This is a genomic window from Streptomyces sp. NPDC091376 (assembly GCF_044757085.1).
Lineage (GTDB): Bacteria > Actinomycetota > Actinomycetes > Streptomycetales > Streptomycetaceae > Streptomyces > Streptomyces pratisoli.
The window spans coordinates 296,562-311,792 of the sequence record NZ_JBIVUF010000001.1 but is presented as its reverse complement, the minus strand read 5'-3'; the positions used below and the strand labels follow the sequence as shown (position 1 = coordinate 311,792).

Here is a 15,231-nt window from a genome sequence, read left to right as displayed (position 1 = left end):
CGACCCGTTCTGACGGGGCATCAGTTCTCGTTATAGTGGGCAACGGCCGTGCCGCTCAGGGGAGACGAGGACGTATGCCACAGGTGACGGAGCACGGCGGAGGCGTCTGGTCCCTTCAGGTCCCCATCCCGGACAACCCGCTCGGACACACCCTGGTCCATGTCCTCGACACCGATCGCGGCCCGGTCCTCGTCGACACCGGCTGGGACGATCCGGCGTCCTGGACCGCGCTCACGGAGGGTCTCGGCGCGCTGGGGATCGCGACGGCCGACGTCCACGGGGTGGTCGTCACCCACCACCACCCCGATCACCACGGGCTGTCCGGTCAGGTGCGCGAGGCGTCCGGTGCCTGGATCGCGATGCACGCGGCCGACATCGACGTCGTACGCCGCACCCGGGACGCACGGCCCGGGGCCTGGCTCGACTACCTGGCCGGGAAGCTCGCCGCCGTCGGGGCGCCCGAGGAGCACCTCGCCCCGCTGCGCGCCGCCCGCGACGAAGGGCGGATGCGGACCCTGCCCGGGCTGCGGGCGGCACTGCCCGACCGGGAGATCGTCCCCGGTGAGCTGCTGGACCTCGCCGGGCGGCGGCTGCGCGCGATATGGACGCCCGGTCACACTCCCGGGCATGTGTGTCTGCACCTGGAGGAGGACCACCCGGCGAACCTCCCGGGTCACGGCCGGCTCTTCTCCGGCGACCATCTGCTGCCCGGCATCAGTCCGCACATCGGCCTCTACGAGGACCCCGACGACTCCACGGTCACCGACCCCCTCGGCGACTACCTCGACTCCCTGGAACGCGTCGGGCGCCTGGGCGTCGCCGAGGTGCTCCCCGCCCATCAGCACGCCTTCACCGACGCCTCCGGCCGGGTCCGGGAACTGCTCGCCCACCACGAGGAGCGGCTCACCGGACTGCTGTCGCTCCTTGCCACCCCCCTCACCCCGTGGCAGCTGGCCGTGCGCATGGAGTGGAACCGTCCCTGGGACCGGATCCCGTACGGCTCACGCAACATCGCGGTCTCGGAGGCGGAGGCCCATCTGCGCCGGCTGGTGAAACTGGGGCGGGCGGAAGCGGTGGCGGGCAGCGAGCCGGTGACGTACGTCGCGACCGCGACCGCGACCGGCTGACCCTGCGGACTCCACCGGCTCACGGGCAGCCCCAGGGGCAGCCCCGGGGGTCCCGGATACGCACCGGTAGAGTGTGCGAGTCGTCATCACACCCGTACGAGGGAAAGCCGGTGCAAATCCGGCACTGACCCGCAACCGTGAGCCGCCCTGCCAGGCGGCGAGTCGGAACGCCTCGTACCGGCCGTGACCGGCTCGTGCCATCGGGACCGGCCCGTTGGCAGGCACCGTCGAGGAATACGGGGCCGGAGCCTGGTACCTATGCGTGCCTGTGCCCGGCTCCCCGCAGGAGAGGCCCAGCCCCCTATGTCCGTTCGCCGCAGCGCAGCAGCGCTCGCCGCCGCCTCCGCCGTGCTCTGCGTGGCCGGTGCCCCGGCCGCGACGGCCGCCCCCGCTCCGTCCCCCTCCCCCTCGGCCGCGCTCCCCACCGGGCTGTACGGCACGCAGGACCCGACGTACGACGGTGTGTGGCGGCAGTCGCTGGCGCTGCTCGCGCAGGACGTCGTCAAGACCGTGCCCGCCGACCAGGCCGTCGACTGGCTGACCGGGCAGCAGTGCGCGAACGGCGGCTTCGCCTCGTACCGTGCCGACGTCGCCAAGCCGTGCGACGCCAAGACGATGCTGGACACCAACGCCACCGCGGTCGCGGTGCAGGCCCTGCGCGCCCTCGGCGGACACCGGGACGCCGTGAACAAGGGCATCGGCTGGCTGAAGTCCGTGCAGAACGAGGACGGCGGCTGGAGCTACAACCCGGGCATGCCCTCCGACGCCAACTCCACCTCGATCGTGATCAGCGCCTTCGCCTCGGCGAAGGCGAGGCCGGGCGAGCTGAGGTCGAAGAGCGGGAAGACGCCGTTCGACGCGCTGGTCTCGTTCGCCATCCCGTGCGCGGACACGGCGGGCGGCGGCGCGTTCGCCTACCAGCCGGACAAGGCGGGCAAGCTCCTCGCGAACGGCGACGCCACCGCGGCGGGCGTACTGGCCGGACTGGGCCGGGGCATGATCCTGGCCGGACCGAAGCCGGGCGGCGAGCCTCGGTGCGCCACGCCCGCCAAGGCGACCCCCGAGCAGTCCGCGCGCAACGGCGCCGCGTACCTCGCGAAGGCGCTGGCGAAGACCGGTCACCTGGACTCGCCTCCGCTGCCCGGCGCCACCGACCCGGCCCCGAAGCCGGACTTCGGCAACACGGCGGACGCGGTGCTCGCGCTGTCGGCCGCAGGACACTCCGACAAGGCGTCCGACGCCATACGGTGGCTGGAGCAGAACTCCGCCGCCTGGGCGAAGGGGGCGGGCCCGGCCGCGTACGCGCAGCTGATCCTCGCCGTGCACGCCTTCGGCGCCGACCCGCGTGACTTCGGCGGCGCGGACCTGGTCCAGCAGCTGAACGCGACCGGCCCCGCGCCGGTCTCCACGACCGCGCCGGCGGCTCCGCAGGCGAAGGCCGACGACTCCGAGTCGGGCACGAGCGGCGACAGCGCCGGCATCTGGTGGTTCATCGGCGCCGGTGTCGCGGCGGGCGCCGGGATCGGCATCCTGATCAGCGGCCGGCGCAAGAGCAAGCAGCAGTGATGCGCGGGCGACCGGCCGCGCTCGTCCTCGCGCTCTGCGCCGCACTCGTCGCCGTCGTCACGGTGCTGGGTGCGGCGGGGGCGGCGCAGGCGGCGGGCTACCGGTACTGGTCGTTCTGGCAGTCCGACGGCGGGTCCTGGGCGTACGCCACCCAGGGCCCGGCGACGGCCAGGCCGGCCGACGGCACGGTGGACGGTTTCCGCTTCTCCGTCAGCGCGGACTCGCAGGACTCGGCGAAGCCCCGCACCGCCCCGGGCTTCGCCGCGCTGTGCGCGGACACACCCGCGAAGCCCGGCACCAAGCGGGTCGGCGTCGTCATCGACTTCGGCAGCGCCACGGACGCGCCGTCCGGCGAGACCCCGCCCGTCTCGCCGCGCACCGGCTGCGCGCAGGTGCGTACGGACGCGAGCAGCGCCGAGGCGCTCGCCGCGGTGGCCAAGCCTCTGCGCTACAACGCGGACGCGCTGCTGTGCGCGATCGCCGGATACCCGGGGACGGGCTGCGGCGAACAGGTCTCGGCCGGGGCGCCCGCGTCGCCGGAGTCCTCGGACTCCGCGCCGGCCACGTCCGCGTCCCAGTCCGAGTCCTCGTCCTCGTCGTCGTCTGCCGACGAGAGCGACGGCGGCCCGTCGCTGAGCGTCCTCGCGGGCGTCGCCGCGGTCCTCGCACTGGGCGCGGCGGCGTTCTGGCAGTCCCGCCGCCGAGGATGACCCCGCCCCCGCGGGCCCGTCCCCCGCTCGGGGACGGGGACCCGCCACCCCACCCAGCCCGTGCGGCGTCCGAGGACGGAGGTCCCCGCCGTACGTACGAGGCCCGTCCGAAGTCCGAGGTCGGACTCGGCGGCCGTCCCGGCCAGGACGGTGACGCCGCGCGTCACGGCGGCCCCCGGGGGCGGACGCCCCACGGCGGAGTGCTGCGCGCGCCCGAGGCGGGCCGGAGCAACGCACTGCATGCCGGGGCGTGGTGGGTGTGGGCGCTCGGTCTCGCCGTCGCCGCGTCGCGGACGACGAACCCGCTCCTCCTCGGGCTGCTCGTCGGCGTCGCGGGATACGTCGTCGCCGCGCGCCGCACCGACGCGCCCTGGGCCCGGTCCTACGGCGCCTTCGTGAAGCTGGGCCTCGCCGTGATCGCCATCCGGCTCGTCTTCTCCGCCGTCCTCGGCTCACCGATCCCCGGGACGCACATCCTCCTCACCCTGCCCGAAGTGCCGCTGCCCGACTGGGCACAGGGCATCAGGATCGGCGGCCGGGTGTCCGCCGAGCAGCTGGTGTTCGCGCTGTACGACGGGGTGAGGCTGGCGACCCTGCTGATCTGCCTCGGCGCGGCGAACGCGCTCGCCAATCCCGCTCGCCTCCTGAAGTCACTGCCGGGCGCGCTCTACGAGGCCGGAGTCGCCGTCGTCGTCGCGATGACGTTCGCGCCGAACATGGTCGCGGACGTGGTGCGGCTGCGGACGGCCCGCCGGCTGCGCGGCCGTCCCACCGGCGGCGTGAAGGCGGTCCTGCAGATCGGGCTGCCGGTGCTGGAGGGCGCGCTGGAACGGTCGGTCGCGGTGGCGGCATCGATGGACGCGCGCGGGTATGGGCGTACGGCGCAGGTTCCGCCGGCGGTGCGGCACACCACCACCGTCCTCACCCTCGGCGGCCTGCTCGGGGTGTGCGCCGGCTCGTACGGACTGCTCGCCGCGCAGGGCGCGGGATACGGACTGCCGGTGCTGCTGGGCGGGTTCGCCGCGGCGCTCGGCGGGTTGTGGCTCGGTGGGCGGCGCCAGGTGCGCACCCGCTACCGCCCCGACCGCTGGGGTGCGCGCGCCTGGCTGGTGGCGGGATCGGGCGTCGCGGTCGCGGTGCTGATGATCCGCGCGGGTTCGTACGCTCCCGACGCCCTGCACCCCGGCGTCGTACCGCTGACCGCGCCCGTCCTGCCGCTGTGGCCGGCCGTGGGCGTTCTGGTCGGCCTGCTGCCCGCGTTCGTCGCCCCCGTACCGCCGGCGAGGAAGCCGTCACCGAAGGAGCCGTCGCCGAAGGAGTCGTCGTCATGATCCGCTTCGAGAACGTCTCGGTGACCTACGGCGACCCCGCCGCGCCGCCCACGATCGCCGGGGTGGACCTGACGGTTCCGGAGGGAGAGCTGGTCCTGCTCGTCGGCCCCTCGGGAGTCGGCAAGTCGACACTCCTGGGAGCGGTCTCCGGGCTGGTGCCGCACTTCACCGGCGGCACGCTGCGGGGGCGGGTCACGGTGGACGGCCGGGACACGCGCACGCACAAGCCGCGTGAACTCGCCGACCTCGTCGGCACGGTGGGCCAGGACCCGCTCGCGCATTTCGTCACCGACACGGTCGAGGACGAGCTCGCGTACGGGATGGAGTCGCTGGGCCTGGCCCCGGACGTGATGCGCAGGCGGGTGGAGGAGACGCTCGATCTGCTGGGGCTCGCGGAGCTGCGCGACCGGCCGATCGCGACGCTTTCCGGCGGCCAGCAGCAGCGGGTCGCGATCGGTTCCGTGCTGACCCCGCACCCGAAGGTGCTCGTCCTGGACGAGCCGACGTCGGCGCTCGACCCGGCCGCGGCGGAGGACGTCCTGGCGGTGCTCCAGCGCCTGGTCCACGACCTGGGGACGACGGTCCTCATGGCGGAGCACCGCCTCGAACGGGTCGTCCAGTACGCCGACCAGGTCATCCTGCTCCCGGCTCCTGGTGAGCCCCCGGTGATGGGCGCTCCCGCCGAGGTGATGGCCCTCTCCCCGGTCCATCCCCCGGTGGTGGCGCTGGGCCGCCTCGTGGGCTGGGACCCGCTGCCCCTGTCGGTGCGCGACGCCCGCCGCCGCGCGTCCGACGTACGGGTCCGGCTGTCGGGCCGCACGCCGCCGTCGCCGTCCGGGCAGGCCGAGCCGTCCGCCTCCTCCGCCCCGTCCCGTCCCGGCGGCGACGGCTCGCGGCTCCGCCCCGTGGCGGGCGAGCCCCCGGCGCCGGCCGGGCGGACTCACCACCGGCCCGCGGCCGAAGCGCACGAGCCCGCCCGCACGAGCCTGCTCGGCAGGCTGCTGCGGCGGAGCCGGCCCTCGGCCTCCGTCGGCGGGGCACCCGCACAGCCCGGGCCGCCGGCGCAGCCGGTGCGTGCGCCCGCGACCACCGACGACGCCGACGCACTCGGGGCCGTCACCGAAGCCGATGCTCCCGGGGCCGTCACCGACGCCGATGCACCCGCGGCCGTCACCGAAGCCGGCGCACCCGCGGCCGTCGTCCGGGCGCTCGGCGTCCGGCGCGGACGCGTCGAGGCGCTCCGGCGCGTGGACCTCACCGTCGCGCCCGGCGAGATCGTCGCGCTCATGGGGCGCAACGGCGCCGGGAAGTCGACGCTGCTCAGCAGCCTCGTCGGGCTGGTCGGGCCGACGTCCGGGTCGGTGCGGGTCGGGGGCCGCGACCCGCGGCGTACGGCGCCGCGCGAGCTGATCCGCCAGGTCGCGCTCGTACCGCAGGAGCCTCGGGACCTGCTGTACGCGGACACGGTCGGCGCCGAGTGCGCCGCCGCGGACGCGGACGCGGGAGCCGCGCCGGGGACCTGCCGGGACCTCGTCACCGCGCTGCTGCCGGGCGTACCGGACGCGACCCACCCGCGGGACCTGTCCGAGGGCCAGCGGCTGGCGCTCGCCCTCGCGCTCGTGCTGACCGCGCGTCCCCCGCTGCTGCTCCTCGACGAGCCGACCCGCGGCCTGGACTACGCGGCGAAGGCCCGCCTGGTCGCCGTCCTGCGGGGCCTCGCGGCCGAGGGGCACGCCATCGTCCTGGCCACCCATGACGTGGAGCTCGCCGCCGAGCTGGCGCACCGGGTGGTGATCCTCGCGGACGGCGAGGTCGTCGCGGACGGCCCGACGGCCGCTGTCGTCACGTCGTCCCCCGCCTTCGCACCGCAGGTCGCGAAGATCCTCGCACCGGAACCGTGGCTCACGGTCGCCCAGGTGGAGGCGGCGCTGTGACCTCCGTGCCCCCTGTCTCCCCCGGCCGAGGCCCGCGCCGGGCCCGTCGCCCGAGCCTTCGCCGTGACCCGCTCCCCGGCCCCGCCCGGGCCCCCGGCACCCGCCCCGCCCGTTCCGTACGCCTCGGCCCCCGCGCCGTCGCCGCGCTCGTCCTCATCAGCGCGATCGGCGTCGCCGCCTTCGGCTGGCCGCTGCTCGCCGACGCGGACGCCGCCATCACGGACCACGCCCAGGACGCCCCCTGGCTCTTCGCCGCGCTCCTTCCCCTCCTCGTCGGCGTCGTCGTCGCGACCATCGCCGACGGCGGCATGGACGCGAAGGCCGTCGCGATGCTCGGCGTCCTCGCCGCGGTCGGCGCGGCCCTGCGTCCGCTCGGCGCCGGTACGGCGGGCCTGGAACCCATGTTCTTCCTGATGGTGCTGAGCGGCCGGGTACTCGGCCCGGGCTTCGGCTTCGTCCTCGGCTCGGTGACGATGTTCGCGTCCGCGCTGCTCACGGGCGGTGTCGGGCCGTGGATGCCGTTCCAGATGCTCGCCATGGGCTGGTTCACGATGGGCGCGGGCCTGCTGCCGGGCCCGGACCGGCTGAGGGGCCGTGCCGAGCTGCTGATGCTCGCGGGATACGGTTTCGCCGCGTCGTTCGCGTACGGCACGGTCATGAATCTGCAGGGCTGGACGATCGTGCCGGGCACGGCCTCGGGGATCTCCTTCCACGCGGGTGACCCGATCGGCGAGAACCTCGTCCGCTTCGTCGCGTACGTGCTCGCCACCTCGCTGGGCTGGGACCTTGGCCGCGCCGCCCTCACCGTCGTGCTGACGCTCGCCGTCGGCCCGACGCTGCTGAAGGCGCTGCGCAGGGCGACCAGGAGGGCGGCCTTCGAGGCCCAGGTCACATTCGAGCCCGCCAAAACCTCCCCGGAGCCGTGAGGCGGCCCACAGGACTTTGGTCCCAAAACTATCGGCCTTCGTAGCCGCAATGCGAGGACATGAGTCCTCGGGCCACCGTCCCCGACCTGCACATAAACCCTATATGTCCAGTTTGGGACTTTAGACCCTCCCTGCCCTGTCTACGTCGTATCTACGGGGTGAGCCCGGTCACGGCGCGGGGGCCCGGGGGCTGGTTACAACTGTTCCCGTCGCAAGGAGTCGCAGGGCCTGGAAGCCCAGCACACGAGCCCGGCTCGGCCCGCCCCTCGCGACCGCCCAGTCCCCGAACGTTAGGCACTCCCTTGACCCGCTCGCTGATCAACCGATTCTCTGCCCGCAACAAGTCCGTCATTGCCGGTACCGCCGTGCTTCTTGGTGCGGTCGGTGCGGTCATGGGGACGGGATCCGCGGCGTCGGCCTCGACCGCCACGCCGCAGGAGATCGCGAAGCAGATGATGCCCGCCGCCCAGTTCCAGTGCTTCGACAAGATCGTGACGCACGAGTCCAACTGGAACCCGTCCGCCACCAACGCCTCCTCCGGCGCCTACGGCCTGGTCCAGGCCCTGCCCGGCGGCAAGATGGCTTCCTCCGGCGCCGACTGGAAGACCAACCCCAAGACCCAGATCAAGTGGGGTCTGGACTACATGAACGAGCGCTACGGCAGCCCGTGCGGCGCCTGGAACTTCTGGCAGGCCAACCACTGGTACTAAGCCGACGCACCGGCCCCGAGCCGACGCACCGGCACCACCCGGGCCGCCACGGCGGCACCAGAATCACAAGGCTCCGAAGCGGTGACCCCGCTTCGGAGCCTTGCTCCATTCCAGGCCTCTGCCCGGAACCGCCGAGCCCCGCCCTCGGCATGCGGATCGGGCGGGACCGAGCCATACGGCCGCGGCGTACAGTGACGCAACCCGACTCGCCCAGGGGGAGCCCATGCGACTGCACGTCGACCAGCGCCATGAGCGGGTACTCGCGCTCGTACGGGAACGCGGCAGCCTCCGGGTGGCACAGCTCGCGGCCGAACTCGGCGTCTCCGCCGTGACCCTGCGCCGGGACGTGGAGACGCTCGCCGCCCAGGGCAAGGTGCGGCGCATGCACGGCGCGGTGCTGCCGCCGGACGGGGCGCCGACGGAGAACCGGGCGTCCGCGCCGGGCTCCGGCGGCGCGGTGATCGGCATGATCGTGCCCACCACCAACTACATCTTCGCCGACATCATCCACGGGGCCCGCGAGGCGGTCGAGGCGCGGGGCGGCCGGCTGGTGCTCGGCATGACCGGCTACGTCGACGGCGAGGACCCCGTCCGGGCCGGGCATCTGCTGGCCGGTGGCGCCGAGGGGCTGCTGGTGGCGCCCAGCTGGTTCGGCGGCGTGCCCGCCGCGGGCCAGGAGCGGTGGCTCATGGCATGCGAGGCACCAGTGGTGCTGGTCGAGCGCTCGGCGCCGGCCGGCAATCCGGCCGCCGCGCTCGACCGCGTACGCACCGACCGGGCGCACGGCGCCGCGCTGGCGGTGAGCCATCTCGCCGCCCTCGGCCACCGCTCGATCGCCGCGCTGCTGCAGGACGGCCCGCACACCGCGGGCATCACGGCGGGCTACCTGGCATCCGTTCAGTCCCTGGGCCTGGAGACCGTGCCGGGGTCGCCGTCCGTCCGCACCCCTGGGGCGGAGTTCGACGAGTCGGTGCGGTACCTCGTCGAGGCCGTCGAACGGCACGGGGTCACGGCCGCCCTGGTGCACAGCGACGAGGACGCCATCGTGCTGGTGCCCCGCCTGCAGGCGCGCGGCATCGGCGTTCCGGAGGACCTCGCGCTGATCGCGTACGACGACGAGGTGGCCGCGCTCGCCGACGTCCCGCTGACCGCGATCGCCCCGCCGAAGCGGTCGGTCGGGGAACTGGCGGCGAAACTCGTGCTCCAGCGGCTCGCCGAGCGCGGCGCGGGGGACGTTCCCGCGCCCCGTCAGCATCTGGAGCTGCTGCCGGAGTTGCGGGTACGGGCCTCCTGCGGAGGCGTACGGGGTGCTCCTGGGCTCCTTCCGGTCAGCCGAGCCTGACGGTGATCCTCTGGGTGGCGCCGGCGGTGCCGCTGAGGTCGCCGAACGTGAGGTTCAGCGAGGAGCCGGTGCTCGCTCCGGTGACCGTCGAGGGCCTGGAGGTCACGGAGGCCACGGCCCGGTTCCAGGTGAGGCTCAGGCTGGTCTGCATGCGCATCGGGTCGCTGACGCAGATCACTGCGGTGCCGTCGCTCTTCTCGGTGATCATCACGCAGCAGGGCGCGCTCGCGGTGAGCGCCCCGACGGTCCCGCCGAACCAGAAGTTGACCCCGGTGAAGCCCAGGGAGGGCACGCGTACGCCCTGCTGGTCGTCGGTGTTGGCGAGGATCTGCACCCAGCCGCTGTCGGCGGCGCGCGCGGCGGTCTGCGTGGTGTTCGCGCCGGGCATGAGGACGTAGGCGTACGTCGCGTCGGACGGGTTGGTGCCGTGGTCGGCCCACAGGGTCAGATACCGCCGCGTGAGCGCGGTGGTGGACATGCTCCGGTTGATGTCGCTCCAGCGGCCGGTGCGTTCCTCGCGCAGCGCCTTGACCGTCGCACCGCCGGGGAAGACATAGCCGCCCATGCCGCCGATGTGTGCCCAGGTCGCGCCGGTCAGCGTCTCGGACCAGGGGTGACTCACAGGCTTCACCGTGCCGTTGACGGTGAAGGTGTGCGCGCCGGAGAGCCCGAGGTTGCGGTTCTCGACGACCGACTCGACCGCGGTGCCGTCGGTGCACGTGATGCCCGCGCCCAGGCAGACGACGGAGTCGTCCAGACAGAACCAGGACTTCTTCGCCATCAGGGTGCTCTGGAGGCCCCTCAGATACTGGCCGATCGCGGCCCTGGTGCCGTCGGTGGCACCGCCCACCCAGTTGACGTCGGGCTTGGCCGCTCCCCAGTCGCCGCCCGCCCCGTCGGCGAGGGTCTTGCGCGAGGCGGTCGTCCCGGGGAGGCGGTAGGGGTCGACGGTGGGCCAGAAGGCGTCGCTGTACTGTCCGTTGGCGTAGGTGTCGCCCCACCAGTAGAGCATTCCGGAGCCGGTGTGCCAGCCGCGCAGGTTCTCGCCGTTGCCGGTCTCGTAGTAGCTGATGCGCTTGCTGGCCATGCTGATCGAGGCGGCCCAGCCGGGGCGGCGGTGGGTGGCACGGGCCATGGACGGGAAGAGCCGGTGCCCGGTGGGCTCGGCGATGGCCGTGACCGAGGTGTCGTCCGCCACGGCCTTCAGCCGGGCGAGGCTCTCCAGGCCGAGTGACGGGCTGCTCAGCGGCGGGCTGTAGTAGTCGCGCTGTATCCAGCCCTTGACCAGCCCCCGCCAGCGGGCGTTCTCGGTGGCGCTCGCGCCCTGGCCGAGCAGCAGGATCGAGGCGAGGATGCCGTGGCCGCGCAGATGGTCGTCGGCCTGCACCCCGCTGGCGGCGCCGGCGGCGATGCCACGGCTGATGGCGCGTCCCGAGACCCCGTCCATGATCAGCCCGTTGTAGAGGAAGGGCGCCCAGGCGTTCTCGACCGCGTCGAGGACGATCTGCCGGCCGGGGTCGGTGACGGCCCAGCCGGAGCCGGCGAGCAGGCTGAAGAGCGCGCCGAGACCGCCCAGCATCACCGCGCCGTACGAGCCCGTGTACGGGATGGTGCCGTGCTGGACGAACGAGCCGTCGGCGTAGAGGCCGTCGCCGGTGGTGACGTACGGGAAGACGGGCGAGAGCGCGTCCCTGCCCAGCGCGATCTTGGCCGCACTGCCGCCGACGATGCCGCGCAGGATGAGGACCCGGCACAGGTCGACGCGGTTGGCACCGGTGCTGGTACCGGTGTAGGCGGCGACCGCCGAGTCCGGCACGAAATGGTCGACGGCACGGCAGTGGTCGGCGATCTGGGTGGCGGACAGCTGGTCGTACATCAGGACACACACGTCGAGGAGTGCCTGCGGGCCGCCGATCTGCCAGCTCCACCAGTTGCCGTAACGGGCCTGGTTCTCGTTGTAGACCCGGGCGTGGATGTGGTCGAGGCCGGTGACGACGGCGTCCCTGAGGGCGGCGTTCCCGGTCAGCCCGGTGCCCTGCCGGCAGTAGGCCTGGGCCATGGTGTTCAGCCGGTTGAGACTGTCGACCAGCCGGGCCGAGTAGCCGAAGGACTCCTGGTCCGTGTCGGGTTCCGGGTCGGCCCACACCAGGTCGGGCCAGAGCGATCCGGTGGCAGGGGCCATCGCCGACCGGTACTCGCCCGCGCGGGCGCCGAGTGCGGCCAGCTTCGTCCTGAACGGTTCGGCGGTCGGGCTGAAGCCCTCGCCGAGTATCAGCGTGCGCCACTTGGCGCGCAGGGCACTGAAGTCGTCCGCGGCCGCGGACGAGGCCATGGCCGCGGACGAGGACGCGGACGCGGACGCGGCGACGGCCTGATGGGCCGGCAGCGGTCCGGCGGTCGGGCCGAGGGCGAGTGCCGTGCCGCCGGTGGTGCGCAGGAAGGTGCGACGGGACCAGGAACGCGTCATGGCGGTCTCCTGTACGGGGGGGCGGGCTGGTCGCGGAGAGGGAAGCAGGCGATTACCGCTGGCGGTTTCTAGCACGCATACGCTCAATCGCTCTACAGAGCAGACGGAATTGAGCGTTTCGATCGTTTCCGCAGCGAACCCCCGAAGTGACGTCCGCACATGGCCGAGGCTCCGAAGCGGTCATCGCTTCGGAGCCTCGACCGTGCTCGTCGTGCCCGTCGTGCCCCTCGTGCTCGACGTGCCCGCCGGGCGCGCGGGGGAAGGAGGGGGAACTACAGCCGCTGGAGGATCGTCCCGGTCGCCAGCGCCCCGCCCGCACACATCGTCACCAACGCGAACTCCTTGTCCGTACGCTCCAGTTCATGAAGCGCCGTGGTGATCAGCCGCGCCCCCGTCGCCCCGACCGGGTGCCCCAGCGCGATGCCCCCGCCGTTGACGTTGACCTTCTCCAGATCCTGCTCGAAGACCTGCGCCCAGCTCAGGACGACCGAGGCGAAGGCCTCGTTGACCTCGATGAGGTCGATGTCCTTGAGCGACATCCCCGCCTTCCCCAGCACCGCCCGGGTCGCGTCGATCGGCCCGTCCAGGTGGTAGTGCGGATCGGAGCCGACGAGCGCCTGCGCGACGATCCGGGCGCGTGGCTTCAGCTTCAGCGCCCGCGCCATGCGCTTGGACGCCCACATGATCGCCGCGGCGCCGTCGGAGATCTGCGAGGAGTTCCCGGCCGTGTGGACAGCGGTCGGCATGACCGGTTTCAGCCCGGCCAGGGCCTCCATGGAGGTGTCCCGCAGTCCTTCGTCGCGGTCGACGAGCCGCCACATGCCCTGCCCCGCGGCCTGCTCCTCCTCGGTCGTGGGGACCTGGACGGCGAACGTCTCACGCTTGAAGCGTTCCTCGGACCAGGCGACGGCCGCCCGCTCCTGCGATATGAGCCCGAGCGAGTCGACGTTCTCCCGGGTGAGCCCGCGGTGGCGTGCGATGCGTTCCGCCGCCTCGAACTGGTTGGGCAGGTCGACGTTCCACTCGTCCGGCCAGGGTTTGCCCGGCCCGTGCTTGGATCCGCTGCCGAGCGGTACGCGCGACATGGCCTCGACGCCGCAGCTGATGCCGATGTCGATGACACCTGCCGCGATCATGTTGGCGGTCATGTGCGAGGCCTGCTGCGAGGAGCCGCACTGGCAGTCCACGGTCGTCGCCGCGGTCTCGTACGGAAGGCCCATGGTGAGCCAGGCGGTGCGCGCCGGGTTCATGGACTGTTCGCCGGCGTGGGTGACGGTGCCGCCGACGATCTGCTCGACGCAGTCGGCGTGGATGCCGGTGCGGCCGAGGAGTTCCCGGTAGGTCTCGCCCAGTAGATAGGCGGGGTGCAGATTGGCGAGCGCGCCACCGCGCTTGCCGATCGGTGTGCGTACGGCTTCGACGATGACGGGTTCCGCGGCCATGAGCTCGTCCTCTCCTCAGCACGGCGGCGGGGTGTCCCGGCACCCCGCACGCAAGAACCGCAAGAAGAACTAGTACGCGTTCTAGTTCTTGTTGCAGTCTTATGAGGGTTACCCCAGGTACGCAAGGCTCCTGCACGCAACAGTTCCCGGCGTGACCCTTGCCAGTTGTAGAACCCGTTACTACCTTGCGGACACTTCTGATGGGCCGTCAGAACTTTCCAGCCAGCGCCCAGCCGTCAGACCTGGAGTTGCCGATGCCCTGCCCCCATCTCCCCGAAGGGTTCGACGCCACCGACCCCGATCTGCTGCAGAGCCGTATACCCCTCCCCGAGTTCGCCCAACTGCGGCAGACCGCACCGGTCTGGTGGTGCCCGCAGCCGCGCGGCATCACCGGCTTCGACGACGAGGGGTACTGGGTCGTCACTCGGCACGCGGACGTCAGACACGTCTCCACCCACCCGGAGTTGTTCTCCTCGAACGAGAACACGGCGGTCATCCGCTTCAACGAGCACATCAGCCGTGACCAGATCGAGGTCCAGCGCCTGATCATGCTCAACATGGACCCGCCCGAGCACACCCGGGTCCGCCAGATCGTCCAGCGCGGCTTCACCCCGCGCGCGATACGCGGCCTGGAGTCGGCACTTCGCGACCGCGCCCGGAAGATCGTCGAGGCGGCGCGGAGCGGAGCGGCCGCCGACGGCAGCTTCGACTTCGTCACCAGTGTCGCCGTCGAGCTGCCGCTCCAGGCGATCGCCGAACTCATCGGCATCCCCCAGGACGACCGGGCCCGGATCTTCGACTGGTCGAACAAGATGGTCGCGTACGACGATCCCGAGTACGCCATCACCGAGGAGATCGGCGCCGAGGCGGCCATGGAACTCATCGGCTACTCGATGAACCTCGCCGCCGACCGCAAGCAGTGCCCGGCGAAGGACATCGTCACCCAGCTCGTCGCCGCCGAGGGCGAGGGCAACCTCAGCTCCGACGAGTTCGGCTTCTTCGTGCTGCTGCTCGCCGTCGCCGGAAACGAGACGACGCGCAACGCCATCAGCCACGGCATGCACGCCTTCCTCACCCACCCCGAGCAGTGGGAGCTGTACAAGCGGGACCGTCCGGCGACCGCGGCCGAGGAGATCGTCCGCTGGGCGACGCCCGTCGTCTCCTTCCAGCGGACCGCCACCCAGGACACCGAACTCGGCGGCCGGAAGATCAAGAAGGGCGACCGGGTGGGGCTGTTCTACTCCTCCGCCAACAACGACCCCGAGGTCTTCGACAACCCCGAGGCCTTCGACATCACCCGCGACCCGAACCCCCACCTCGGCTTCGGCGGCGGAGGCCCGCACTTCTGCCTCGGCAAGTCCCTGGCCATCCAGGAGATCGAACTCATCTTCAACGCCATCGCCGACACCCTGCCGGACCTCCGCCTGGCCGGCGACCCGCGCCGGCTGCGCGCGGCCTGGCTGAACGGCATCAAGGAACTCCAGGTCAGCGTGGGCGGTTGAGCCGCCGACGCCGCACCCGGACATGGGAGACGGGGGCGATCCCCCCTACGCCCCGCCCCCGTCTCCCGCCCCCTTGCCCTCGCCTCGCCTCGCCCACGCTCCGCCTTCCGCCCGAGTCGCCGCCCGAGTCGCCCTCCGATTTGGGCGATCCTATGATGGATAGTCCGCACAACA

At 72.8% G+C, this 15,231-nt stretch carries 11 protein-coding genes and 1 riboswitch; of the genes, 9 read left to right on the top strand and 2 right to left on the bottom strand.

Going from position 1 to position 15,231, the window contains the following annotated elements:
* Positions 1 to 74: 74 nt before the first annotated feature.
* From ACIQMR_RS01370 to ACIQMR_RS01335, 8 genes are all read left to right on the top strand, one after another.
* On the top strand, positions 75 to 1,127 hold the full coding sequence (locus tag ACIQMR_RS01370) for an MBL fold metallo-hydrolase (RefSeq protein WP_401381513.1): 1,053 nt from the start codon (positions 75 to 77) through the stop codon (positions 1,125 to 1,127).
* Positions 1,128 to 1,185: 58 nt separating this feature from the next.
* A riboswitch (cobalamin riboswitch) is annotated at positions 1,186 to 1,320 on the top strand.
* A 110-nt stretch (positions 1,321 to 1,430) separates the two neighbouring features.
* Positions 1,431 to 2,693, top strand: coding sequence for a prenyltransferase/squalene oxidase repeat-containing protein (locus ACIQMR_RS01365; RefSeq protein ID WP_401381511.1), 1,263 nt, complete (start codon positions 1,431 to 1,433; stop codon positions 2,691 to 2,693).
* Positions 2,693 to 3,403 (top strand): SCO2322 family protein, encoded by a 711-nt coding sequence (locus ACIQMR_RS01360; protein ID WP_401381509.1) that lies wholly within the window; start codon positions 2,693 to 2,695, stop codon positions 3,401 to 3,403. Before ACIQMR_RS01365 ends, ACIQMR_RS01360 begins: the two co-directional genes overlap by 1 nt.
* A complete protein-coding gene (locus ACIQMR_RS01355) occupies positions 3,400 to 4,734 on the top strand; it encodes an energy-coupling factor transporter transmembrane component T (protein ID WP_401381508.1) in 1,335 nt (444 codons plus the stop codon). Before ACIQMR_RS01360 ends, ACIQMR_RS01355 begins: the two co-directional genes overlap by 4 nt.
* Complete coding sequence (locus ACIQMR_RS01350) at positions 4,731 to 6,668, top strand: ATP-binding cassette domain-containing protein (RefSeq protein WP_401381506.1); 1,938 nt, start codon at positions 4,731 to 4,733, stop codon at positions 6,666 to 6,668. Before ACIQMR_RS01355 ends, ACIQMR_RS01350 begins: the two co-directional genes overlap by 4 nt.
* Positions 6,665 to 7,594 carry an ECF transporter S component gene (locus tag ACIQMR_RS01345; protein ID WP_401381505.1) on the top strand — a complete coding sequence of 310 codons (930 nt, stop codon included), beginning with the start codon at positions 6,665 to 6,667 and terminating at the stop codon, positions 7,592 to 7,594. Before ACIQMR_RS01350 ends, ACIQMR_RS01345 begins: the two co-directional genes overlap by 4 nt.
* Before the next feature lie 302 nt (positions 7,595 to 7,896).
* Positions 7,897 to 8,304 carry a transglycosylase SLT domain-containing protein gene (locus tag ACIQMR_RS01340; RefSeq protein ID WP_401381503.1) on the top strand — a complete coding sequence of 136 codons (408 nt, stop codon included), beginning with the start codon at positions 7,897 to 7,899 and terminating at the stop codon, positions 8,302 to 8,304.
* Positions 8,305 to 8,527: 223 nt separating this feature from the next.
* The gene (locus tag ACIQMR_RS01335) at positions 8,528 to 9,646 is read left to right on the top strand and encodes a substrate-binding domain-containing protein (RefSeq protein WP_401381502.1); all 1,119 of its coding nucleotides are present in this window, start codon (positions 8,528 to 8,530) and stop codon (positions 9,644 to 9,646) included.
* On the opposite strand, the gene ACIQMR_RS01330 is transcribed toward ACIQMR_RS01335, so the two are convergent.
* On the bottom strand, positions 9,633 to 12,113 hold the full coding sequence (locus tag ACIQMR_RS01330) for a polysaccharide lyase 8 family protein (RefSeq protein WP_401381500.1): 2,481 nt from the start codon (positions 12,111 to 12,113) through the stop codon (positions 9,633 to 9,635). The two genes, ACIQMR_RS01335 and ACIQMR_RS01330, sit on opposite strands and share 14 nt — an antisense overlap.
* 272 nt (positions 12,114 to 12,385) lie before the next feature.
* Positions 12,386 to 13,555 (bottom strand): steroid 3-ketoacyl-CoA thiolase, encoded by a 1,170-nt coding sequence (locus ACIQMR_RS01325; RefSeq protein ID WP_401381497.1) that lies wholly within the window; start codon positions 13,553 to 13,555, stop codon positions 12,386 to 12,388.
* A 254-nt stretch (positions 13,556 to 13,809) separates the two neighbouring features.
* On the opposite strand from ACIQMR_RS01325, the gene ACIQMR_RS01320 reads away from it, so the two are divergent.
* Positions 13,810 to 15,057, top strand: a complete 1,248-nt coding sequence (locus ACIQMR_RS01320) for a cytochrome P450 (RefSeq protein ID WP_401381495.1) — start codon at positions 13,810 to 13,812, stop codon at positions 15,055 to 15,057.
* Positions 15,058 to 15,231 lie beyond the last annotated feature (174 nt).